We start from the raw sequence: 21,554 nt of genomic DNA, 5'->3' as shown, positions 1-21,554 counted from the left end.
AAGCCGTCAGGCGACGATGGCCGCCATCCCGCACCGCATCTCATGTACGCGTACGTCGGCATAGCCCAGCTGCACGCCAAGCGTCGCCGTCACGCTCGCCAATATGCCGTCCAGCAAGGGGGCGGTCGTGGCCAAAAGCGTGCCGATGGCCGGGGCGAGTGGGCTGAGGTTCACATTGATGGCCAGCACCGACACCTGCACCTGTGTCCGGCTGACCAGGCTGGCGGCCAATCCTTGCGTCAGGTCGTTGGTGCTGACACGCTTGGCTGTCTGCGCGCTGATCTCTGCGGGGGAAAAATGCACATTCTGCGGCTGCACCCCGCCAAGCGCGACATTCGCATAGCCCGTCACTTTCGTGCCAAGCAACTGGGCCAATAGGGCGGGACGCGGATTGGCGGGCAGGTTGAAATTGGTCAGGGCTTGCGTGTCGACATCCGCCAGTGCCGCCGTACCGATCGACGGTTTCACCGCCAGGGTCACGCCCCGGGTCATCGATCCGGACGTGCAATCGATCGCCGACAGCCGGGCTTCCGCCGCTGCCAGTTCCACATAGAGCGGGATACGCACCGACGCGATGCCGGACAGCGCCGTGGCCACGCTACTTTCCAGATAGAGCCGGGTCTGGGCCGTACGCAGCACGACGGATTTGTCCGCCGTCACGCTCAGCAGGGGGGATCGCACTTGCCCTTCGCCAATCACCAGCATCAGCCGCGTCGACGTCAGCCCCGGCACTGTCACACGCAGGTCTATCGGCACGGATGTTCCCGATGGCGGGCTGAGGATCATGCGCAGCATCGAAAAGGCGTCGAGCAGCAGATGGGGTTGCCCGATTGCGCTCGCCGTGCCCCGCATCGGGCCAAGATCGATGACATCGCTCAGCCGGATCGATCGTCCGGCAATCCTGCCCGCCATGCCCAGCAGCACCGCAGCGCTTTGATTGCCGCCCGCACTGTCGGCCATAGCCCCGATCACGTCGGACAGCGGGATTTCGCGATCGAACAATTCGCCATAGGCCTCATCATCGCGCGCCGTCCGGACCCGCAGCGCATCGGCAACGCCCAGCAGGTCCAGATTCAGGCTGGCGAGACCCTGGCAGTCCATCACCGACAGGTTCAACTCCGTCCCCGCCAGGCTGGACAACAGCATGTTGGGCAACCCGCCACTGACCGCCGCCAGCCCTGTCCCGATTGAAAAGGCCGCCGCATCCTGTCGGGTAGCGATCGCCCGCGCCCGCAGGTCGATGCCATCGCGACCGACCAGCAGCCGGGCGAAAAACAGGGGCGTGCGCCGTTGCAGTTCGACCCGCATCGCCCCGCCTTCGCCAGCCACGAACCGATCCGCCACCGGCACGGCGCGATCGGCCCGATAATTGCCACCGTCAACGCCTACCAGCGCAACGCCACTGACCCCGCTTTGCCCTATCAACTCTTCTGCCGCGCTGCGCCCGCCGCCGACGGCCGCCAGCGCCGCTGCATCGGCAATGCCCTGCAACTGCCGCTTGGCCAGATATACCGACCCCAGATCCACCGCGACCGTCGCCGCGCCCGCCAGCATGAACAGCGATCCCGCCATGATCAGGCTGATGCCGCCACGCGCCTCTTGGATCAGGCCGCGTCGGGTCATGGCATGGCGATCCGTATGACTGCACTGCGCTGAAGCGTCGTGTTGGACAGGGGAATGGGTGTGGCCGCGAAGATCGGCGCGTTGTTGAGATCATAGCTCAGCGTCACCCGATAATAGCCGCCACTCTCCTGCGTGCCGATACTGATGGTCTGCGCGGCGGGCGCGGGGAAGGCGGCGCGGCTGGCGGCGATGCTCTGGTCCACCAGGGCGCGTCGTTCGGCAGCGTCCAGCCCGGCGACCGCCGCGCGCGCGGCATCATTGGCGGCCTGTTGCAGGCTGTGGGCCGTCATGAACCAGCTGCCATAGACCAATATGCCAAACAGCAGGCTGATGAGCAGCGGCAGGGCAAAGGCCGCCTCGACCAGCGCGCTGCCCGCTTGATTGCGGGACAGGGCGGCGATCGACCGAAAGCGAAGGGTGGGGCTTTTACGCATAAGGACAGCCTAGCCCGGTCCACTCAACAGCCGGTTTGGTCGGCTGTCGGTGGATAGTGCGCAATTCGCGCAATTCTCCGTCCCGCCGATCCGGGCCTTCAATCAATCCTGATCCACTCCCTCCGAAACGGACCATGAATTTGCGCAAAAGCTGCACCTGCCGCCGCTTACCCGGCCTTATCCGTCGCCATTCGCTGCCCTGTCATCACGATCACGGCGCCCTCGATCCCGTATGTGCCATGCAGTTGCGCGATCGCCGCCTCTACGGGCATGATTTCCCCGCCATTGGTCAGCAGCCGTGTCGTCACCCGCCTGTCACCCTCGCCGCGCAGCACCCGCTCCAATTGCTCGCGAAACTGGGGGCGGGCGGACACTTCGATAATGTCGGGCAGGCACACGCTCGACAGCCTTTCTTCAGGCAGGCCCATCATCGCGCAGAATGTGTCGTCGGCAATCTCTATGAAAGCGCGCGTCGACACCCGGACATAACCGACCCCGCCATGCACGCTCATCGCCTTCAGGATCGCCGATTTGACGTCGGCCAGACGGTGACGGCGCATGTCCGCGGTAATGTCGCGCAGCAGCAGGGCGATGCCGTCGCCAAAGGAGAATGTCTCGAAATGCAACCATGCATCGCTGCGAAAGGGGGAAGGGATGTCCGCCGCGCTGGCCTCCCCGGACGCCAGGCTATGGCGTATATGGGCTTCCGTCAGCGCACCGGCAAATTCGGGCAGCGCTTCCCATAGCGATCGTCCTTCCAGATGCCGGTCCCACCGCTTGGTCATCGCCAGCGCCACGCTGTTCACATAGTCGATCGTCAGGTCGCTGCGGCACAGGATCAACCCCTGATGGATGTGGTTCGCCAGTTCGCGCATCCGGTCGGGGGCAGGGGCGGGACCATCACCGACGCCCAGATTGCGGAAACTTTCCACCCCCATGAAGATATGGGTCTCGCGGCCATGATGGGTGATCATCACGGGTTCGCGCGCGCCGACCTCCCGCCAATGGGCGAAATTGCGCACCAGTTCGGCGGCGGCGACGCTCCGCCCGCGACGATCATCCAGCATGGCTTCTTGGCTCCCGGTTCCTGTCAGGAAACCAGGATACAGCCCCGGATCAGAAGGTGAATCGACAGACCACTCCGTTTCGGAGGGGAGGGTGGCTCAGCTGCCGTAAGCGCGCTGATAGTCCAGCGCGTCGATCATCTTGCCGCCCGCCATGAACACAGCTCCAGTGCAGGCCAGCGCCAGCAACTGACCGCCCAGGCCGGGATATTGCTGCATATAGACCAAACCGCGTTCAGACGCGCCCAGAGCCAGCGCATAGATGATCAGGAACGCCTCGAACTTGGTCTTTATCGTGAAAAGGCGTTTGATGCGTCCCATTATAATCCCACCTGGCGTTGCGGCCCGCCGCTAGGGGATTAGATCGCCTGAAAGCTGCAAATGGTCAACAAGGGTTAACCATGATTGTTCGATCCGGGCGATCAGCCGTGTGTCCGCCAGGTCGTCCGGCGCAATCTGTTCGGGCCAATAGTCACTGACGATCCGCGCAATCGCGTCCAGCTTGCCCTCGTCCATCATGAAGCGCGGGTCGATCGTCGCCGGGTCCGCCACCACGCGCAACCGCAGGCAGGCTGGGCCGCCGCCATTGGCCATGGACTGGCGCACATCCACCGGCACCAGTCGACGGATCGGCCCGTTGCCCGCCACCATCTGCTCCAGCCATTGCCACACGGCAGGGGTTTCCTGCGCCTCGGTCGGCAATATCAGCGCCATCCCGCCATCGGGCAGCGTTACCAGTTGCGCGTTGAACAGATAGGATTTGATCGCATCGGCCAGGCTGACCGCACTGGCCGGGACTTCGACAATCTCGACACCGGGCATGACCGCGCGCAAGTCTGCGTAGAAACCCGCCTTGTCGGCAAAGGCGAGTTCATGCGCGAACAGTACGCGTTCATTGGCGACGGCCACGACATCATTGTGAAACGCCCCCGCCGCGATCGCTTCCTCGGACTGCTCGACAAACAGGGTCCGGGCTGCGTCCAGCCCATGCAGCCGCGCCACGGCCTTGCTCGCTTCGATATGCTGGCGCGCAGGGAAGGGGCCGCCCGACCGGCCATAGACGAATATCTCCACGCCTACCGCACCATGATGGTCGCACAGCCGCATATGATTGGCCGCGCCCTCATCACCGAAAGGCGCTGGTACCGGAGCATGAACCGCAAAGGCGCGGGGATCGGAGAAGGCGACCCGCAACTGCGCCAGCGTCTGCGGCCATTCATGGCTGCGATGCGGCATGGTGACGAGGTTCGCGACGGTCAGATGCGTTCGCCTATCGGCGGTATCGCTGGCGGGGGAAACCGTTGCTGCGTTCGCCGCCCACATGGATGATGCCGACATCGCCGCCGCGCGGATATGCGGCTCGGCTGCGCCAATATCGGTCCCCAACTGCGCCAGCCAAGTTCCGTCGGGCCGCCATTGCGGCAGGAATATCCCCTGCGCCAGTCCCAGCCTGACATTGCCGCGCATCTTCTCGATACCCTGCAATGCGGCCGCGCGCGGATAGGCGATCGCGCCAGCATTGCGGGACGAAGCCAGATTGCCCAGGCTCAGCCCGGCATAATTATGGCTCGGCCCGATCAGCCCGTCGAAGTTGATCTCGGTAGCGCTCATGCCCGTCCCGCCATGGTGAAGCTCTGCCCCGGTTCCAGATGCAATCGCGCCGCGCTTGCCGCGTCCAGCGACACCGCGCCATCCTCACTCTCGACAACAAAGCCATAGGTGCAGCGATAATCGGCCAGCGTCCCTGTCGACACCAGCATCTTGACGCCGCCCTTGTCGTGGCAGGATGACAATATGACGTCACGCGCCGCCGCGATCGTCTTCAACTGGTCGATCTGGCCGACCATCGTCGGCCCGCCGTCGAAAATATCGACATAGCCCGCATTGATGAACCCTTCCGTCTCCAGCATCCGCATCGCCGCCCGACCATTGGGGTGGGGCAGGCCGATGACGGCGCGCGCGCTGTCGGTCAGCATCGCGGTATAGATGGGCGTTTTGGGCATCAGGTCGGCGATGAACTGGTTGCCATTGACCGCGTTGAACTCGTCCGCCTCCTGAAAACTCATGCCGAAAAAGCGCCCGGCCAGCCCATCCCAGAAAGGCGATCCGCCCGCCTCGTCAATTACCCCGCGCAATTCCGCGATGATCCGGTCGCCAAAGCGTGGCCGATGCCCGCGAATGTAAAGATAGCGGCTGCGCGCCAGCAGCAGGCCCAGCCCCTCCGCCCGTTCGCGCGGATGCAGGAACAGCCCGCCCACTTCGGTCGACCCTTCCAGATCCGTCGTCAGCGACAGCATCTGCGCCCGGAACGTCCGCGCGAGTTCCCGGCTATGCTGGGTCAACATGCCCAGTCGATAGGAGTAGAAGGGCCAGCTTTGCCCGACGGTCGAAAATATCTGGCATGTGCCGCGCACTTGCCCCGTCTCTGTATTCTCCAGCACCAGCACGATCAGCTCGTCCTTGATGCCTTCCCCGGTGCGGGACAGCGCAGTCGCGGTCCGCTCCAGCTTTGCCGACAGCGCCTTGCGATCAGGCGGCAGGTTGGTGAAGCCGCCACCTGTCAGCTTGGCCATCTCGTACAAGGTCTGCAAATCGTCCGCGCGCGCGGTGCGCATGATGAAGCTCAAGCGATCATTCCCTCTCTTTTATATTGTCCTTGCGCGATCCGCAGCAGCGCCAGCGCAGACAGTTGCGCCCGTTCGCCCAGACTGTCGGTCAGCAGAAATTCCGCGTCGCTATGGATGCTGCCGCCGCGCGCGCCCATCGTGTCGACAACCGGCACGCCGCACGCCGCGATATTATTCCCGTCGCATACGCCGCCCGTGTCGCGCCAGCCGATCGGCAGGCCCAGTTCCGCGCCGCACCGCTGCACCAGTTCGAACAGCGCCAGCGCCTTGGCGTCCATCGGCTTGGGCGGTCGACCAAAGCCGCCATGGCAATGCAGGATGACGTCATGCTCGCGCGTGACATCGGCGATCGCCCGGTCCAGCAACGCCTGCGCCGCGCTCTCGTCCGCGGGCGTCATCGGCCGGAAATTCACGCGCAACACCGCATGATCAGGCACGACATTGTTCGGCCCGCCGCCGTCGATCCTGGCCGGATTGCAGGAAAAGCCCTTGCCGCTCGCCGCCTTCAGCCGCAGCGCCAGATCCGCCGCTGCCAGCAGCGCGTTGCGCCCGTCATCGGGATTGCGCCCGGCATGGGCGCTGCGCCCGGTGACGATGATCGAGAAATTGCCGCTCCCGGCCCGCGCGCCAGCCAGCGTGCCATCGGGCAGCGCAGGCTCATAGGTGAAGGCGGCCAGCTTTCCCGCCGCTACCTGCTTCAGCAGTGCGGCAGAAGACGGGCTGCCCACTTCCTCGTCGCTGTTGATGACGACATCATAGCCCAGCCTTGCGGCCTCTTCCGTCCCCTCGAACGCGTGCAGCGCCGCCAGCATCACCGCCAGCCCGCCTTTCATGTCCGCCACCCCCGGTCCGTTCAGCACGCCCGGCTCCAGCCAGCGCAGCGTCTGGAAAGGATGATCGATCCCGAACACCGTATCCATATGCCCCGTCAGCAGCAGGCGCACTGGCGCATCCGGGCGAACCGACAGGTGGAGGTGGCGACCCGATGCGATGCTGTCGATCCGCCCGTCGGCGGCGACCGTCTCGACGGGCGTGGCGTCCACCAGTCTTATGTCACCGGGTAGCACGGCAAAGGCGTCGGCCAGCAATCCGGCCATCACCCCCAGTCCATCCAGATTGCGAGACCCGCTGTTGACAGCGGCCCAGGCCTGCACCTGCGCCAGCATCGGCGCATCTGCCACACGGTCCAGCAATGTTCGAACATGCGATGATAAAAGCGTCATCCCGCCGGGTCTATCAGACCCCGCGCTGTGTCTCCACCCCTCTGACAGCCTAGTCATGCGTCAGCCGGGAATGTGACAATCCGACCTGGCCGATGGCCTAAAAATCGTAACTCAACGTCACCCGGCTCAGTGTGTTGAAATTGCGCGACGACAATAATGTCTCGGACTCATACTGGACGTTGTAGGACAGCGCCGCCGACCAGCGCGTCGTCACCTTCGTCTCCATCGACGTCAGCGCGTTGAGCGAATAGACGTCGCTCTCCGCATAACCGGCGGCGGTCTGCTTGAATGTCAGGGTGGGACTGGCCCGCCAGGCCAGCGCCATCGATCCACGGGCGCCCAGCTTGGTTTCCCGCACCCCGATCAGATATTTGGCGTGTCGCACCGAAGGGCCGATATCGACCAGCAGGTCGACAGGCTTGCTCACGATCAATTTATAACCCACGCCCGCCGAAGCGGTGTAACGCTCGTCATAGCCGATGGACGTGTCCCGCTCGAACTGGGCCAGCCCATAGGCAAAGCCGCGCGGGTCGAACTGATATTTGGGTTCATAGCTGGCAAAATAGCGTTCGCGCGACGTGACGCCATTGGCGCGGCGATAATCGGCGGACGCGCTCAGCTTGTGCGACCATTGAAGGCCATTGCGGGTTGCCGTCGCGGATGCGCTGATGCCGATTTCGCTGGTGGAGCCGGTCGATCGGAACCCGCCCGCTTCGACCCGTCCGGTCCACAATTCGGCGAAGCTCGCTTCGCGAATCACCGTGTCATGGGTGGCCTTGGTTCGCTCTTTCCAGCTGTTGACGAGCTGCTGGATCTCATCCGCTGAACCTGGGTTGGTCTGACGGGCGATCTTCGCCACGGTCGCGATGTCCGTTTCATTCCCATTGGCAATCGCCGCCTCCAGCATTTCGCGCACTGTTGGCGGCAGCAGGGTCGTATCGGCGGCATGGACCGGAACGGCGAAGAGCAAGGCGACGGGGATCAAACAGCAGCGCATGTGCGTGTCATAGCTGCATGACCGCAAAGGTTAACCCCCTAAGCGACAGGTCGCTCAGATAAGCGCCCTGAACTCCGCCAGAATGTCGCGGTACAGCTTGCGCTTGAACGGCACGATCAGCTCCGGCAGCGTTTCCGGATCGGTCCAGCGCCATTCGCGAAATTCGGGATGCTTGGTCTGGATATCGATATTTTCGTCCTGCCCCAGGAAGCGAGCCAGGAACCAGATCTGTCGCTGGCCGCGATATTTGCCGCCCCACAGCTTGCCGACCAGTTCCGGCGGCAGATCGTAGAAATGCTCGTCCTTGGTCGTCGCGATGATCTTGACATGATCGGCGATGATGCCGGTTTCCTCATGCAATTCGCGAAGCGCCGCTTCCCTCGCCTCTTCGCCTTGGTCGATGCCGCCCTGCGGCATCTGCCAGGCTTCGACCATATTATCGAGCCGTTGGCCGACGAATACCTTGCCATGCATGTTGACGAGCATGATGCCGACGCAAGGTCGGTATCCGCGTTCCTGTTCTTCGGGCGTCGAAGCCATTTTGTCCCCTGATTACGCTATTTCGACCGCGACATACCCCCCGGAGCCGCCGACTTTTTCCTGTTTCTCCCGCCAAGGATAGGGGGCATGGCTGCATCCGTCCATTGATCGAATCGCAGCGCGATGGATTTGGTCGCCACAAATATGGCGGCCTGCCTTGGCAAGATGCTTTATAGGTCGCTTGGAACCGGCATGATCCGGCTGCATTGCAGGATGATGACCAAACCCGTCCTGCTCTGGCTCCGCCAGGATCTTCGCCTGTCGGATCAAGCTGCGCTGGTCGCCGCTGTCCAGGCTGGGCCGGTGATCCCTCTCTATATCCTCGACGATGACACGCCGCGCCATTGGGCAATGGGCGGCGCGTCGCGCTGGTGGCTGCACCACAGCCTGTCGCGGCTGGACGAAAGCCTCCGCGCGAAAGGATCACGCCTCATCCTGCGGCAGGGCAAATCGGCGGACATCATCCCGCAGGTCGCAAAGCAGGCGGGCGCCGACAGCGTATATGCGCTCCATCACTATGAACCCTGGTGGCGCAACGCGGAAAAGGCGGTCGGCAGGCAAGTGGATCTGCACCTCCATGATGGCGGCCTGCTCCTGCCGCCCGGTGCGGTGCGGACAGGGGGAGGGGGCATCTATCGCATCTATACGCCCTTCGCCCGCGCGGTGATGACCCACATGCCCCCGCCTGCGCCTTGTCCCGCCCCCGACGATATACCCGCGCCATCATCCTGGCCGACGAGCGATTCGCTGGACGACTGGGCGCTGCTGCCGACCAGCCCTGACTGGGCGAGCGGCTTTTCAAAGGACTGGACGCCGGGAGAGGCCGGCGCACAGGCCAATCTCGAAGGCTTCGCCGATGAAGCGCCTGACTATGCCACCGGGCGGAACCTTCCTTCCATCGAGGGGACGTCCCGCCTTTCGCCCCACCTGCACTTCGGGGAAATCTCCCCGGCCACGGTCTGGCATCGCCTGACAGGTTCGGATGAAGGAACAACAACATTCCTCAAGGAACTGATCTGGCGCGATTATGCGCATAACCAGATCGTCGAGCGGCCCGACTATGGCTCCGCCAACGCCCGCGCGGATTTCGACGCGCTGCCGTGGCGCGACCTGAGACAGGCGAAACGTGATTTCACTGCCTGGCAGCGCGGTTGTACCGGCTATCCGATTGTCGACGCCGGGATGCGCCAGCTTTGGGCGACGGGCTGGATGCATAACCGCGTCCGCATGATTGCGGCGAGCTTCCTGATCAAGCATTTGCTGATCGACTGGCGGCACGGTGCGCGCTGGTTCTGGGATACGCTGGTCGATGCCAGCTACGCCAATAACAGCGTCAACTGGCAATGGGTGGCGGGCAGCGGGGTGGATGCCAATATGTTCGTCCGCATCATGGCCCCGCTGGTCCAATCGGAAAAGTTCGACGCGGCTGCCTATATTCGCCAATGGGTGCCGGAACTTGCCGACCTGTCGGACGCCCATATTCATGACCCCGACGCCCATGGCGTCCGGCCCCCTGCCTATCCAGCAAAGATTGTCGGCCATCGCGAAGGCCGCGAACGTGCGCTGGCCGCCTATCGCGACGTTAAGGGATGATTGCAGCCCGGCCCGGCTTGATGCAAGATTGACGTCATGAATGCGATCGATCCCCGGCGCGGCAAGCGCCCCCTGTCCGTACGGCGTCCGCCGCGATCGGGGGCCGTCAGTGCGTTCGCCCGCATGATCGGCCCGCAATTTCACCGCCTGCTCGATCGTATCGACCAGGGGCTGGAGCAGGGGGCGATCGACGCCACCCTGCCGGATGGCACGCGCAGGCTTTTGGGCGGACGCGCGCCGGGGCCGGAATGCACGGTGCACCTGTTGCACTGGCGCGCGCTGCTGCGATTGGCGACGGGTGGTTCGTCCGGTTGGTATCGCGCCTGGGCGGCGGGCGAATGGACCAGTCCCGACCCGGTGCCGCTCTTTGCGCTGTTCATGGCGAATGCGGTGGCGCTGGGCAAGGCCGCCCGGCCACGCGGCCCCGCCCGCTGGGCCGGGCGCTTGGCGCATTGGGCACGTCGCAACAGTCGCCGCGGATCGCGCCACAATATCGCCTTCCATTATGACCTCGGCAATGATTTCTATCGCCTCTGGCTCGACCAGAATATGCATTATTCCAGTGCCTTGTTCGCTGGTCCTGACCGCCGGATCGAAAGCCTGGAACAGGCGCAGCGCCGCAAGGTCGACGCGATCCTCGATCGGCTGGACCTCGCCGATGGCGCTTCGCTGTTGGAAATTGGCTGCGGCTGGGGCGGGTTGGCGGAGCAGGCGATGGAACGCCATGCGGTCCGCTACACCGGCCTAACCTTGTCGACGGAACAGGCCGATTATGCCCGCGATCGTCTGGGGTCCGGTGCAGAGATCTGCCTGACCGACTATCGCGACGCTCAGGGGCAATATGACGCTATCGCCAGCGTCGAAATGGTGGAGGCGGTCGGCCAGCACTATTGGCCCGACTATCTCGCCGCCGTCCATCGCCTGCTCAAACCGGGCGGTCGCGCGGCGATCCAGTATATCCTGATCGATGACGCGATCTTCGATGGCTATGCGCGAAGCGCGGACTTCATCCAGACCTATATTTTCCCCGGCGGCATGCTGCTCTCCGAAAGCCGCTTCCGCGCTTTGGCGGAGCAGCAGGGCTTTGTCTGGCAGGATGTGGAGCGCTTCGGCCTCGACTATGCCGAAACGCTGCGCCGCTGGCGCGAACGGTTCGACCGCGTCATCGACGAAGGCCGGCTGCCCGCCAGTTTCGACCAGCATTTCGTGGCCTTGTGGCGCTATTATCTTATGTATTGTGAAGGCGGTTTTCGTGGCCGGGGCATAGACGTGGCCCAGGTCACACTGGTCAAGCCTGCCTGACGCCTCAGCGCTCGATCCGCACCCGATGCCCGGTCGGCGTGTCCGCCACCACCAGATCGACGATAGCGTCAGCCGCCACTTCCGGTTCCTTGACCGTCGCAGGATCTTCACCGGGAAAGGCCCGCGCGCGCATCGCCGTGCGGGTCGCGGCCGGATCGACGATATGCGTGCGGATGGCGGAGATATTCTTCATCTCCTCGCCATAGGCTCCTACCAGCGTCTCCAGCGCAGCCTTGGACGCGCCATAGGCGCCCCAATAGGCACGGGGCTTTGCAACCGATGATGTCAGCGCCACCACCCGCGCATCCTTGCTCGCCCGCAACATCCGGTCGAACGCCGCGATCAATGCTTGCGGCGCGGCAATATTGAGCGTCAGCAGTCGCGCAAATTCCTTGGCGTCGATCGCAGGCACTGCGGCCAGCGATCCCAGCGTCGCCGCGTTCAGCACCAATATGTCCAGCGCGTCCCAACGCCCGGCAATCGCCTGCGCCAATCGCCCGATGCTTTCCCCGTCGATCAGGTCCAGCGGCGCGATCGTCGCGTGGCCGCCCGCCTTGTGGATCGCATCCTCCACCTCTTCCAGACCCCCGGTGGTCCGCGCGGTCAGCACGACATGCGCGCCCGCCGCCGCCAGCGCCTTGGCCGTCGCCGCGCCGATGCCGCGACTGGCCCCGGTTACAAGCGCCAGCTTGCCAGAAAGAGGAAGCGTATCAGTCATATGTCCCCATATTCCAGCGCACGCCGGAATTCCTTTTACATGCGGCAACAGATTACAGGTTCGCCCGACTGAGCGTTCAGGCGACCCGTTCGGCCAGCAATTCCAGCTGGTTGGTGACCACCACATCATCCTGATCGGTCAGGGTCGTGGGATAGTCGCCCGTGAAGCAGGCATCGCAATATTGCGGCCGCCCGTCCGCGCGTTTGGCTTCGCCCAGCGCCTTGTAAAGGCCATCGATCGAGATGAAGGACAGGCTGTCGGCATGGATGAAATCCTGCATCCCGCCCACGTCCAGCTTGTGCGCCAGCAACTTGGTGCGTTCGGGCGTGTCCACGCCGTAGAAGCAGCTATGCTTGGTCGGCGGAGAGGCGATCCGCATATGCACCTCGGCCGCGCCTGCCTCGCGCATCATCTGCACGATCTTGAGTGAAGTCGTACCGCGCACGATCGAATCGTCGATCAGGACGATCTTCTTGCCCTGGATCAGCGCCCGGTTGGCGTTGTGCTTCAGCTTCACGCCCAGATGGCGGACCTTGTCGCCCGGCTGGATGAAGGTGCGGCCGATATAGTGGGACCGGATAATGCCCAGTTCGAACGGTATGCCCGATTCCTGCGCATAGCCGATGGCGGCGGGAACGCCGCTGTCCGGCACGGGGATGACATAATCCGCCTCGACCGGGTTTTCGATCGCCAGCTGCGCGCCGATCGCCTTGCGGACCGAATAGACGCTGGAGCCATCGACGATCGAATCGGGTCGGCTGAAATAGACATGCTCGAAAATGCAGGGGCGCGGATGCACTTCGCCAAAGGGGCGGTGCGATCGAATTTCGCCCGAATTGGTGACGATCACCAGTTCGCCCGGATCGATCGAGCGGATATATTCGGCGCCTACCACATCGAACGCCACCGTTTCGGACGCGAACATGATGGTGTCGCCCAGCTTCCCCATGACCAGCGGCCGGATGCCCAGCGGATCTCGGCAGGCGATCATGCCTTCGGGCGTCATGACGATCAGCGAATAGGCGCCCTCGACCTGCTTCAGCGCATCGATGAACTTGTCGAGCAGGGTGCGATAGCTGGACGTCGCGACCAGATGGATGATGACTTCGGTGTCGGATGTCGACTGAAAGATCGAACCGCGCCGAATCAGCTCGCGCCGCACCTTCATGGCGTTCGAGATATTGCCATTATGGGCAACCGCGAATCCGCCGGAGTTCAGTTCCGCATAGAGCGGCTGGACGTTGCGCAGCGATGTTTCGCCAGTGGTCGAATAGCGCACATGGCCGCACGCCGAACCGCCCGGCAGGCCGCGAATCACCTCGTCGCGGTCGAAATTGCCCGCGACATGGCCCATGGCCCTGTGGGTATGGAAGTCATGTCCGTCCCAGCTGGTGATGCCGGCGGCTTCCTGCCCCCGATGCTGAAGCGCATGAAGGCCGAGCGCGACGATAGCAGAGGCTGTGTCAGCGCCAGAAACGCCGAAAATGCCGCATTCTTCGCGCAACTTGTCGTCGTCGAAAGGGTTGGTCGTGATCATGGGTGTGAGCGGGTCCATAGCCGTTCCTGCCCGACCGCGGGGGCCGGGCTTTGGCGCGCATATAGTCACTCTCGTCCGCTTTGTCGCCCTCCTGTAACAAAAAAGCGTGCCGGGCCGCTCCTTTGCGGGGATTTTCCGTCCCGCTATCGGCAAAATGCCCTACTGGCCATGCCGTCCCCGCACGGCTAAAGACGCAGCCCTGATGCATCGTTTCGCTAATCCTGCCCGCTTCCTCAAGATCGCCCGTCCGCTCACCGGCTGGCTGTTCTGGACCGGCCTTGCCCTGCTGCTGGCGGGCTGCGCCTGCGGCCTGTTCGTGACGCCTGCCGACTATCTTCAGGGGCAAACGGTGCGAATCCTCTACATCCATGTGCCCGCCGCCTGGCTGGGCATGGCCGGCTGGACCGGCATCGCTGTGGCGGCGCTGATGCAGTTGGTCTGGCGGCATCCGTTGGCCGCCGTGGCAGGGCGTGCCATCGCCGCGCCGGGTGCTCTGTTCACTGCCATCTGCCTTGCCACCGGATCGATATGGGGCCGTCCGACCTGGGGAACATGGTGGGAATGGGATGGGCGCATGACATCGATGCTGGTCCTGCTTTTCCTATACCTCGGCTATATTGCGCTGGCCAACGCCAGCGCGCGCCAGGGGGCGGGGCAAGGCGGTGTCAGCAACGTGACCGCCATCTTCGGGCTGGTCGGCGCGATCAACATCCCGATCATCAACCGCTCCGTCGTCTGGTGGAACAGCCTGCACCAGGGACCGTCCATCACCCTGCGCGGCTCCAGCATCGACATGGCCTTGCTGTGGCCGCTGGGCCTGACGGTGCTGGGCTTTTCCCTCTGGTTCGGCGCAATCGTGCTGATGCGGATGCGCGCGATACTGGCACAAAATAAGGTCGAGGCGCGCATGCAGCGCCTTGCGAGAGGATAGCCCCATGCACCAATGGATCTTCGTCGCCGCTGCCTATGCGGTGACCCTGCTGGGAACAGCAGCGGTCAGCCTGATGAGCTGGCGCGCGATGCACCGCGCAGAGGCGCAGGCCGAAACGCTGGCGGGCCGGTCATGAAGGCCAAGCATCAACGCCTCATCCTAGCCCTCGTTGCACTGGTCGCACTGGTCGGCGCGGGCCTGCTGGCGGCGTCCGCGCTTAAGGATGAAGCCGCCTATTTCTATGCACCGGGCGATGTGAAGGCCAAGGGTGTCGAACCGGGCAAGGCGATTCGCCTGGGCGGCATGGTCGTTAAAGGCAGCCTGAAACGCGCGCCCGATGGCGTCACCATGTCCTTCGACGTCACGGACGGCAAAGCCACCGTCCCCGCGACATTCAGCGGCATCGCGCCCGACCTGTTCAAGGAAGGCAGCGGCGTCGTCGCCGAAGGATCGTTCGACGACAAGGGCACTTTCATCGCCACCAACCTGCTCGCCAAGCATGACGAACGCTATATGCCCCGCGAACTGGAAGGCATGAGCTACAACGAAACCACCCATGAATTGCAGGTGGAAAAGTGAGAATGCGTCACGCAGAGGATCATGACGGAACGCCCATGATCAGGGGGGAGGCCGCATGATCGCCGAAACCGGTCTCGCCGCCCTCTGGCTCGCCGCGTCGCTTGCCCTGCTCCAGCTTGTCCTGGCCCTCGTTGGCCTCAAGGGCGACAAGCCCGACCTGCTCGCAGCCGTCCGTCCTGCCGCCGTGGCGCAGGGTGTCCTGACCGCGATCGCCTTTGCGCTGCTGATCACCCTGTTCATGCGGTCGGATATGTCGGTGCTGCTTGTCGCCACCAACAGCCATTCGGCCAAGCCCTGGCTCTACAAATTTGCCGGGACATGGGGCAATCATGAAGGCTCGATGCTGCTCTGGGTCACGGTCATGGGCGTGGCGGGGGCGGCGGTCGCCCTGTTCGAGCGCGCGTTGCGGCGCGACACCCACATGGCGACGCTGGGCGGCCAGGCGGCGATCAGCCTTGGCTTTTACGCCTTCCTGCTTTTCTCATCCAATCCCTTCGCCCGGATTTCGCCAGCGCCAGCGGACGGGCAGGGGCTTAACCCCCTGCTGCAAGACCCCGGCCTCGCCTTCCATCCCCCGACGCTCTATCTGGGCTATGTCGGCCTCTCCGTCGCCTTTTCCTTCGCCATCGGCGCGCTGCTGACGCGGCAGGTCGACGCCGCCTTTGCCCGCGCCATGCGGCCATGGGTACTGGGCGCGTGGATATTGCTGACACTGGGCATCACAGCGGGCAGCTATTGGGCCTATTATGAACTGGGCTGGGGCGGGTGGTGGTTCTGGGATCCGGTCGAAAACGCCTCGCTCATGCCCTGGCTCGCTGCGACGGCCTTGCTGCACAGCGTGACCGTGCTGGCCACACGCGACGCACTGCGCGCCTGGACAGTGATGCTGGCCGTCGTCGCCTTCTCCATGTCGATGGTCGGCACCTTCCTCGTGCGATCGGGCATCCTTACCAGTGTCCATGCCTTCGCCGTAGACCCGGAACGGGGCAGTTTCATCCTCGGCCTGCTCGCCCTTTATATCGGCGGTGCGCTGGCCCTGTTCGGCTGGCGCATCGGCGCTGTCCGCGAAGGCGCGCCCTTTGAACTGGTCAGCCGCGAAACCCTGCTGGTCGTCAACAATCTGCTGCTGACCGTCATATTGGGGCTGGTCCTGATCGGCACCCTCTATCCGCTGATGACAGAAGCGTTTGGCCACAAAGTCTCAGTCGGCGCCCCTTATTTCGACCGGATCGCCGGCCCCATCGCACTGGCGCTGATGATCGCGATGGCTGTCGGCCCGTTGGTCCGCTGGCGGCGCGACCAGGCAAAGGTTGTTAGCAAACGTTTGCTGGCGCCGTTTTGCATTGCACTGCTATTGTTCAGCTTGGTGTCGGTTTTGGCCTGGGGCCGCATCGGCATCCTGCCTTTCCTTGGCCTCGTCGTCGCCGGATCGGTCGGCGTCGCCAGCCTCGCGCCCTTGTGGAAACGCAATCTGCGCCGTACGCCGCTCTTCACCTATGGCATGGTCATTGCCCATCTGGGCTGTGCCGTCAGCCTGGGCGGCATGGCCAGCGATTCCGCGTTCACCGTTGAAAAGCTGGTCGCAGCCCGTCCCGGTGACACGATCGAAACGGCTGGCTGGCAAATTCGCCTGCTTCAGATCCAGCCCCTTGCCGGCGACAACTGGACCGCGCTGCAAGCCGATATGGACGTGAGCCGGAACGGTGCGCCGGTCACCATTCATCCCCAGTCCCGTTTCTTCGCCTCTCCGCCTACCACCACCAGCGAAGCCGCGCTGCTCACCCGTTGGGACGGCCAGCTTTACGTCGTGCTGGGCGAAGAGGTGGAAGGCGGCCGGTGGCAGCTTCGCATCTGGTGGAAGCCCTTTGTCACGCTGATCTGGCTTGGCGGCATCATGATAGCGCTGGGCGGCGCGCTGGCGCTGCTCGGTCGGGAGCGTCGCGGCTGGCTGATGAAATGGCGGGCGAGGGCGGCGGCGTGAGGAAATTGCTCATCTGGCTCCCGCTCGTCCTGTTCCTGGGCTTTATCGCCCTGTTCGCCAGCGGTCTGTTCCAGCCTGACGATCGCATCATCCACTCCCGCCTCGTGGGTCAGCCGCTTCCGGCCTTCAACCTGCCTGCCGCGGCCAGCGATCGCCCGCCGCTCGCGAGCAGCCAGCTTGCCGCCGGACAGCCGCGCCTGCTCAACATTTTCGCCAGCTGGTGTGTCCCCTGCGCCGCCGAAGCGCCCCAACTCGAAGCGTTGCGGGCAGCAGGCGTGCAGATCGACGCCATCGCCATCCGCGACGCCCGCGCCGATGTCGACGCTTTCCTCCAGCGCAACGGCAACCCCTATGCCCGCATCGGCCTGGACGCGCGCAGCGAAGTCCAGATCGCACTGGGTTCGTCGGGTGTTCCCGAAACCTTCGTCATCGATGGCAAGGGCCGCATCGCCTATCAGCATATCGGCGAGATTCGCGCCGACGATGTGCCGATGATCCTCGACCGGTTGAGGAGCGCGCAATGAAGTATCTGGTCCTGCTCTTCGCGCTGATCGCCGCGCCGCTGGCCGCGCAGACCGCGCTCCCGCCCGCGCCCTACGCCAATCAGCAGATCGCCGACCCGGCGCTGGAGCGCAAGGCCAAGGCGCTGATGGAGACCATCCGTTGCCTGACCTGCCAGAGCCAGTCGATCGCCGACAGCAATGCCAGCATGGCGGGCGACATGCGGTCCCAGATCCGCGAACGCATCATGGCGGGCGAACAGCCTGAAGCGATCCGCGCCTGGCTGATCACCCGCTATGGCGACTGGGTGAGCTATGAACCCACAGCCGCGCCGATCCTCTGGCCGCTCTGGGCCGCGCCGCTGGTTTTGCTGGGACTGGGCGTCCTCCTTCTGCGTGGCCGAATCAAGCGAAAGGGACGGGCATGACCGGATGGTTCCTGGCCTTCGGGCTGGCCGCCCTGGCCTTCATCGCCATGCTGCTGGTAGGTCGCATCCCACGATCAGCGCGCGAAATCACGGCCGCCGCGCTGTTGCTTGGTCTGGCGGGCTATGCCTGGCAGGGCAATCCCGGCCTTGCCGGCGCGCCGCGAACGGTCAAACAGATTGACGCGCCCTTTGACGAGAAGCTGGCTGAGCAAAGGCGCGGGCTGGCGGAACGTTATGGCCCCGCCGGGCAATGGCTGGTCATGTCCGATGGCCTGGGGCGTCAGGGCAAGACGAAGGAATCGGCCAATATCCTGCTTGCAGGGCTGCGCCAGACGCCCAATGATCCCAACCTCTGGCTTGGCCTTGGCAACGCACTGGTCGCCCACGCCGATGGCGTCGTGTCACCGGGCGCGGACTTCGCATATCGGCGCGCCCTTGCGCTCGACCCGGACGGGCTGGCGCCCCGCTATTTCTACGGCCTTGCGCTTGCCCGCAATGGCCAGTTGCAGGCCGCGCGCGACCTTTGGGCGCCACTCGCCGCAGCCACGCCGCCGGGCAGTGCGATCAGGACGGAACTGGACGCCAATATCGCGCGTATCGACTCGCTGCTGTCCGGTAATGGGCCGGTCAGCCCATGATCACCCCTCAGGCCGCATTGCGCGGCCTTGGGAGCCGTGATAGGGCGCGGCGGTTTGTGGGGTGGCGGCATTTCCCTGATTGCCCTTGGACAGGTGTCGAACAGAGCATGACAATTCGGCTTTTCCTTCGTGGCTGATCTTCTTCCCAATACCGCGCCATCGTCCCCTGCGGACGATCATGACGGCGGCCACGGCCATTCCCGGCAAAAGGCGACGGTCAAACTCGTCGTCGGCGCCATCGGCATCGTGTTCGGTGACATCGGCACCAGCCCGCTCTACGCTTTCCGCGAAACCTTTGCCGGGCATCACCATCTCGATCTCGACCCCGACCATATATTGGGCGTCATCAGCCTGATGTTCTGGTCGATGATGCTGGTGGTGACGCTGAAATATGTCAGCATCATCATGCGCGCGGACAATAAGGGCGAAGGCGGCAGCCTGGCCCTGCTGGCGCTGATCAACGGCCAGACCAAGACGCAGCGCTGGTCGCGCGGCATCGTGCTGCTGGGCGTATTTGCGACAGCGCTCTTCTATGGCGACTCGATGATCACGCCGGCCGTGTCGGTGCTTTCGGCGGTGGAAGGGCTTGCGGTCTACAACCCCGCACTGGCGCCCGCCGTCCTGCCGGTCGTCATCCTGATCCTGCTTGGTCTGTTCTGGATACAGGGGCTTGGCACCAACAAGGTCGCCGCGCTGTTCGGCCCGATCATGCTGCTCTATTTCGTGTCGATCGGAAGCCTTGGCATCCTTTCGATCATCAAGACGCCCGGCATTCTGTTCGCCTTCAATCCCTATTGGGCGGTGATGTTTTTCGTCACCGATCCTTTGCCCGCCTTCCTCGCACTGGGATCGGTCGTTCTCGCGGTGACCGGGGCCGAAGCGCTCTATGCCGATATGGGGCATTTCGGTCGCAACCCGATCCGCGTGTCCTGGCTCGCTTTCGTCCTGCCCGCCCTGATGCTCAACTATATGGGGCAGGGCGCGCTGCTGTTCCGCGAAGGCGCCGCCGCGCTGCACAGCCCCTTCTACAATCTCGCGCCGCAATGGGGTCAGTTGCCGCTGATCGTGCTGGCAACCATGGCCGCGATCATCGCGTCGCAGGCTGTGATTTCGGGCGCGTTCTCCGTCACGCAGCAGGCGATCCAGCTGGGCTTCATGCCCCGCCTGCGCATCGCCCACACCAGCGCCGCAACCGCAGGCCAGATCTACATCCCGCTCGTCAATTGGGGTTTGATGGTCATGGTCATCCTGCTGGTCCTGACCTTCAAGACATCGTCCAACCTGACTGCGGCCTATGGCATCGCGGTCACTGGCGCGATGTTCATAGACAATGTGCTGCTGACAGTGGTGCTCTATCGCCTGTGGCAATGGAAATGGTATTATGCCGCGCCGGTGCTGGCGGTGTTCTACATCGTCGATGGCGCCTATCTTGCCGCCAACCTGACCAAGGTGCCGGACGGCGGCTGGTTCCCGCTGCTGATCGGCTTCATCATCTTCACGTTGCTGACCACCTGGTCGCGCGGTCGGCGGCTGGTGCAGGATCGCCTGCGCGAAGCGGCCATGCCGATCCCGGTATTCGTCGCCTCTGCCGCCAACAGCGCGGTCCGCGTGCCCGGCACCGCGGTATTCATGACGTCGACACCCGACGGTGTGCCCCATGCGCTGCTGCATAACCTGAAGCATAACAAGGTGCTGCACGAACGCGTGATCCTGCTGACGGTGAAGATCCGTGACGTACCGGTCGTGGAGGATGACGGCCGCTGCAAGCTGGAGGATCTTGGTCGGGGTTTCTTCCGCATGGTGCTGCAATATGGCTTCATGCAGGAACCCGACGTCCCCGCTGCGCTCAAAAATGTCGCGGGATGCGGTCAGGCGTTCAAGATGATGGACACCAGCTTCTTCCTCGCGCGACAGACGCTGCTGCCGTCATCCAAGCCCGGCATGCCGCTGTGGCGAGAAAAGATCTTCGCCTGGATGCTGCGCAACGCGGAAAGCGCAATGGAATTTTTCCGTCTTCCCACCAATCGGGTGGTCGAACTGGGCAGCCAGGTCGAGATATAAAAAGGGCGCAGCCTCAATCAGGCTGCGCCCCGACGTGCCTATCAGGCCGCGTCGCGATCTTTGGCGGTGATTTCCACAAGCTGACCGCCATTGATGGCAATCTTCTTGGGCTTCATCGCTTCGGGTACTTCGCGCAACAGGTCGATCACCAGCAGGCCATCGGCCAGGTCCGCCTTTTCCACGCGCACGAAATCGGCCAGTTCGAACCGCCGCTCGAAGCTGCGATTGGCGATGCCGACATGCAGGAATTTGGACCGGTCGGCCGGCGACCCTTCATCCTTCCGACCGACCACCTGAAGCAGATTCTGCTGCGCGGTGATGTCGATCTCTTCAGAACGGAAGCCTGCAACGGCGAGCGTCACGCGATAGCGATCTTCCGACAGCCGTTCGATGTTGAAGGGCGGATAATTGTCGCCCTGGCTCAAACGCGCATTATTTTCGATCAGGTCGAACAGGCGGTCGAACCCAACGGTCGAGCGGCGATAGGGGGTCAGGTCAAAGTTACGCATCGTCATAATCTCCCAAAGAGCAAAATGAACCTGCCGAACCCGAAACCGGCGTTCGGCAATACCATGTCTGGCCCCATGCGGCGGCCAGACGCGCTTGATATGGTTCGGGCTTTTCGGCTTTCAAGGGGATGTTGCAGCCAGCGTTTCGAGCGCCAGCGCGTGCGGGGTTGGACAGTTTGTCCTATCGTCAGGGAACAACAATTGGCGCAGACAAAAAAGCGCCCGGATCGCGGTTTCACGATCCGGGCGCTTAATGGACGATTGCTCGT

General features: G+C 63.8%; 22 protein-coding genes. 10 read left to right on the top strand and 12 right to left on the bottom strand.

What is annotated here, in order from left to right; genetic code table 11:
- Positions 1-6: 6 nt before the first annotated feature.
- The 9 genes from FE851_RS07285 to FE851_RS07245 form a co-directional block, all read right to left on the bottom strand.
- The gene (locus FE851_RS07285) at positions 7-1,623 is read right to left on the bottom strand and encodes a pilus assembly protein TadG-related protein (protein WP_145201106.1); all 1,617 of its coding nucleotides are present in this window, start codon (positions 1,621-1,623) and stop codon (positions 7-9) included.
- Entirely contained in the window at positions 1,620-2,057 is a 438-nt protein-coding gene (locus FE851_RS07280) for a TadE/TadG family type IV pilus assembly protein (protein ID WP_145201103.1), read from the bottom strand. Before FE851_RS07280 ends, FE851_RS07285 begins: the two co-directional genes overlap by 4 nt.
- A gap of 167 nt (positions 2,058-2,224) precedes the next feature.
- Positions 2,225-3,124 (bottom strand): PAS domain-containing protein, encoded by a 900-nt coding sequence (locus FE851_RS07275; RefSeq protein ID WP_017182913.1) that lies wholly within the window; start codon positions 3,122-3,124, stop codon positions 2,225-2,227.
- 96 nt (positions 3,125-3,220) lie between these two features.
- Complete coding sequence (locus FE851_RS07270) at positions 3,221-3,442, bottom strand: hypothetical protein (RefSeq protein WP_017182912.1); 222 nt, start codon at positions 3,440-3,442, stop codon at positions 3,221-3,223.
- A gap of 30 nt (positions 3,443-3,472) precedes the next feature.
- Positions 3,473-4,732 carry an N-succinylarginine dihydrolase gene (locus FE851_RS07265; RefSeq protein WP_145201100.1) on the bottom strand — a complete coding sequence of 420 codons (1,260 nt, stop codon included), beginning with the start codon at positions 4,730-4,732 and terminating at the stop codon, positions 3,473-3,475.
- The gene (locus tag FE851_RS07260) at positions 4,729-5,748 is read right to left on the bottom strand and encodes an arginine N-succinyltransferase (protein WP_186378770.1); all 1,020 of its coding nucleotides are present in this window, start codon (positions 5,746-5,748) and stop codon (positions 4,729-4,731) included. The genes FE851_RS07265 and FE851_RS07260 overlap by 4 nt, the downstream gene beginning before the upstream one ends.
- Positions 5,745-6,971, bottom strand: a complete 1,227-nt coding sequence (locus FE851_RS07255; protein WP_145201097.1) for a hydrolase — start codon at positions 6,969-6,971, stop codon at positions 5,745-5,747. Before FE851_RS07255 ends, FE851_RS07260 begins: the two co-directional genes overlap by 4 nt.
- Before the next feature lie 97 nt (positions 6,972-7,068).
- On the bottom strand, positions 7,069-7,968 hold the full coding sequence (locus tag FE851_RS07250) for a YdiY family protein (RefSeq protein ID WP_017182908.1): 900 nt from the start codon (positions 7,966-7,968) through the stop codon (positions 7,069-7,071).
- Between the two features lie 54 nt (positions 7,969-8,022).
- Complete coding sequence (locus FE851_RS07245) at positions 8,023-8,508, bottom strand: RNA pyrophosphohydrolase (RefSeq protein WP_145201094.1); 486 nt, start codon at positions 8,506-8,508, stop codon at positions 8,023-8,025.
- 216 nt (positions 8,509-8,724) lie between these two features.
- On the opposite strand from FE851_RS07245, the gene FE851_RS07240 reads away from it, so the two are divergent.
- Together FE851_RS07240 and FE851_RS07235 are read left to right on the top strand one after the other, a co-directional pair.
- The gene (locus tag FE851_RS07240; RefSeq protein WP_186378849.1) at positions 8,725-10,101 is read left to right on the top strand and encodes a cryptochrome/photolyase family protein; all 1,377 of its coding nucleotides are present in this window, start codon (positions 8,725-8,727) and stop codon (positions 10,099-10,101) included.
- 36 nt (positions 10,102-10,137) lie between these two features.
- Positions 10,138-11,403 carry an SAM-dependent methyltransferase gene (locus FE851_RS07235; protein WP_145201088.1) on the top strand — a complete coding sequence of 422 codons (1,266 nt, stop codon included), beginning with the start codon at positions 10,138-10,140 and terminating at the stop codon, positions 11,401-11,403.
- Between the two features lie 4 nt (positions 11,404-11,407).
- Here the strand turns inward: FE851_RS07235 and FE851_RS07230 are convergent, their stop codons facing one another.
- Positions 11,408-12,121 carry an SDR family NAD(P)-dependent oxidoreductase gene (locus FE851_RS07230; protein WP_145201085.1) on the bottom strand — a complete coding sequence of 238 codons (714 nt, stop codon included), beginning with the start codon at positions 12,119-12,121 and terminating at the stop codon, positions 11,408-11,410.
- Between the two features lie 76 nt (positions 12,122-12,197).
- A complete protein-coding gene (purF, locus tag FE851_RS07225) occupies positions 12,198-13,676 on the bottom strand; it encodes an amidophosphoribosyltransferase (protein ID WP_145201082.1) in 1,479 nt (492 codons plus the stop codon).
- Positions 13,677-13,860: 184 nt separating this feature from the next.
- On the opposite strand from purF, the gene ccmC reads away from it, so the two are divergent.
- The 8 genes from ccmC (at position 13,861) to FE851_RS07190 (ending at position 20,776) form a co-directional block, all read left to right on the top strand.
- On the top strand, positions 13,861-14,589 hold the full coding sequence (gene ccmC, locus FE851_RS07220; RefSeq protein WP_107123978.1) for a heme ABC transporter permease CcmC: 729 nt from the start codon (positions 13,861-13,863) through the stop codon (positions 14,587-14,589).
- Positions 14,590-14,593: 4 nt separating this feature from the next.
- Complete coding sequence (locus tag FE851_RS26670) at positions 14,594-14,725, top strand: hypothetical protein (RefSeq protein WP_261370868.1); 132 nt, start codon at positions 14,594-14,596, stop codon at positions 14,723-14,725.
- Entirely contained in the window at positions 14,722-15,168 is a 447-nt protein-coding gene (gene ccmE, locus FE851_RS07215) for a cytochrome c maturation protein CcmE (protein WP_107123977.1), read from the top strand. The genes FE851_RS26670 and ccmE overlap by 4 nt, the downstream gene beginning before the upstream one ends.
- Positions 15,169-15,223: 55 nt before the next feature.
- Positions 15,224-17,149 carry a heme lyase CcmF/NrfE family subunit gene (locus FE851_RS07210; RefSeq protein ID WP_145201079.1) on the top strand — a complete coding sequence of 642 codons (1,926 nt, stop codon included), beginning with the start codon at positions 15,224-15,226 and terminating at the stop codon, positions 17,147-17,149.
- The gene (locus tag FE851_RS07205; protein ID WP_409994479.1) at positions 17,146-17,673 is read left to right on the top strand and encodes a redoxin family protein; all 528 of its coding nucleotides are present in this window, start codon (positions 17,146-17,148) and stop codon (positions 17,671-17,673) included. The genes FE851_RS07210 and FE851_RS07205 overlap by 4 nt, the downstream gene beginning before the upstream one ends.
- A complete protein-coding gene (locus FE851_RS07200) occupies positions 17,670-18,077 on the top strand; it encodes a cytochrome c-type biogenesis protein CcmH (RefSeq protein WP_145201073.1) in 408 nt (135 codons plus the stop codon). Before FE851_RS07205 ends, FE851_RS07200 begins: the two co-directional genes overlap by 4 nt.
- Positions 18,074-18,715, top strand: coding sequence for a tetratricopeptide repeat protein (locus tag FE851_RS07195; protein ID WP_130752940.1), 642 nt, complete (start codon positions 18,074-18,076; stop codon positions 18,713-18,715). Before FE851_RS07200 ends, FE851_RS07195 begins: the two co-directional genes overlap by 4 nt.
- 129 nt (positions 18,716-18,844) lie before the next feature.
- Entirely contained in the window at positions 18,845-20,776 is a 1,932-nt protein-coding gene (locus FE851_RS07190; RefSeq protein ID WP_017184477.1) for a potassium transporter Kup, read from the top strand.
- Positions 20,777-20,817: 41 nt separating this feature from the next.
- Here FE851_RS07190 and FE851_RS07185 read toward each other — a convergent pair whose 3' ends face one another.
- Positions 20,818-21,291: an Hsp20 family protein gene (locus tag FE851_RS07185; protein WP_186378769.1), complete on the bottom strand. Its 474-nt coding sequence runs from the start codon at positions 21,289-21,291 to the stop codon at positions 20,818-20,820.
- Positions 21,292-21,554 lie beyond the last annotated feature (263 nt).

The organism is Sphingobium sp. B2 (genome assembly GCF_007693735.1).
GTDB classification, from domain to species: domain Bacteria; phylum Pseudomonadota; class Alphaproteobacteria; order Sphingomonadales; family Sphingomonadaceae; genus Sphingobium; species Sphingobium xenophagum.
The sequence above is the reverse complement of the archived record's forward strand: the minus strand, read 5'-3'. Positions and strand labels throughout refer to the sequence as shown.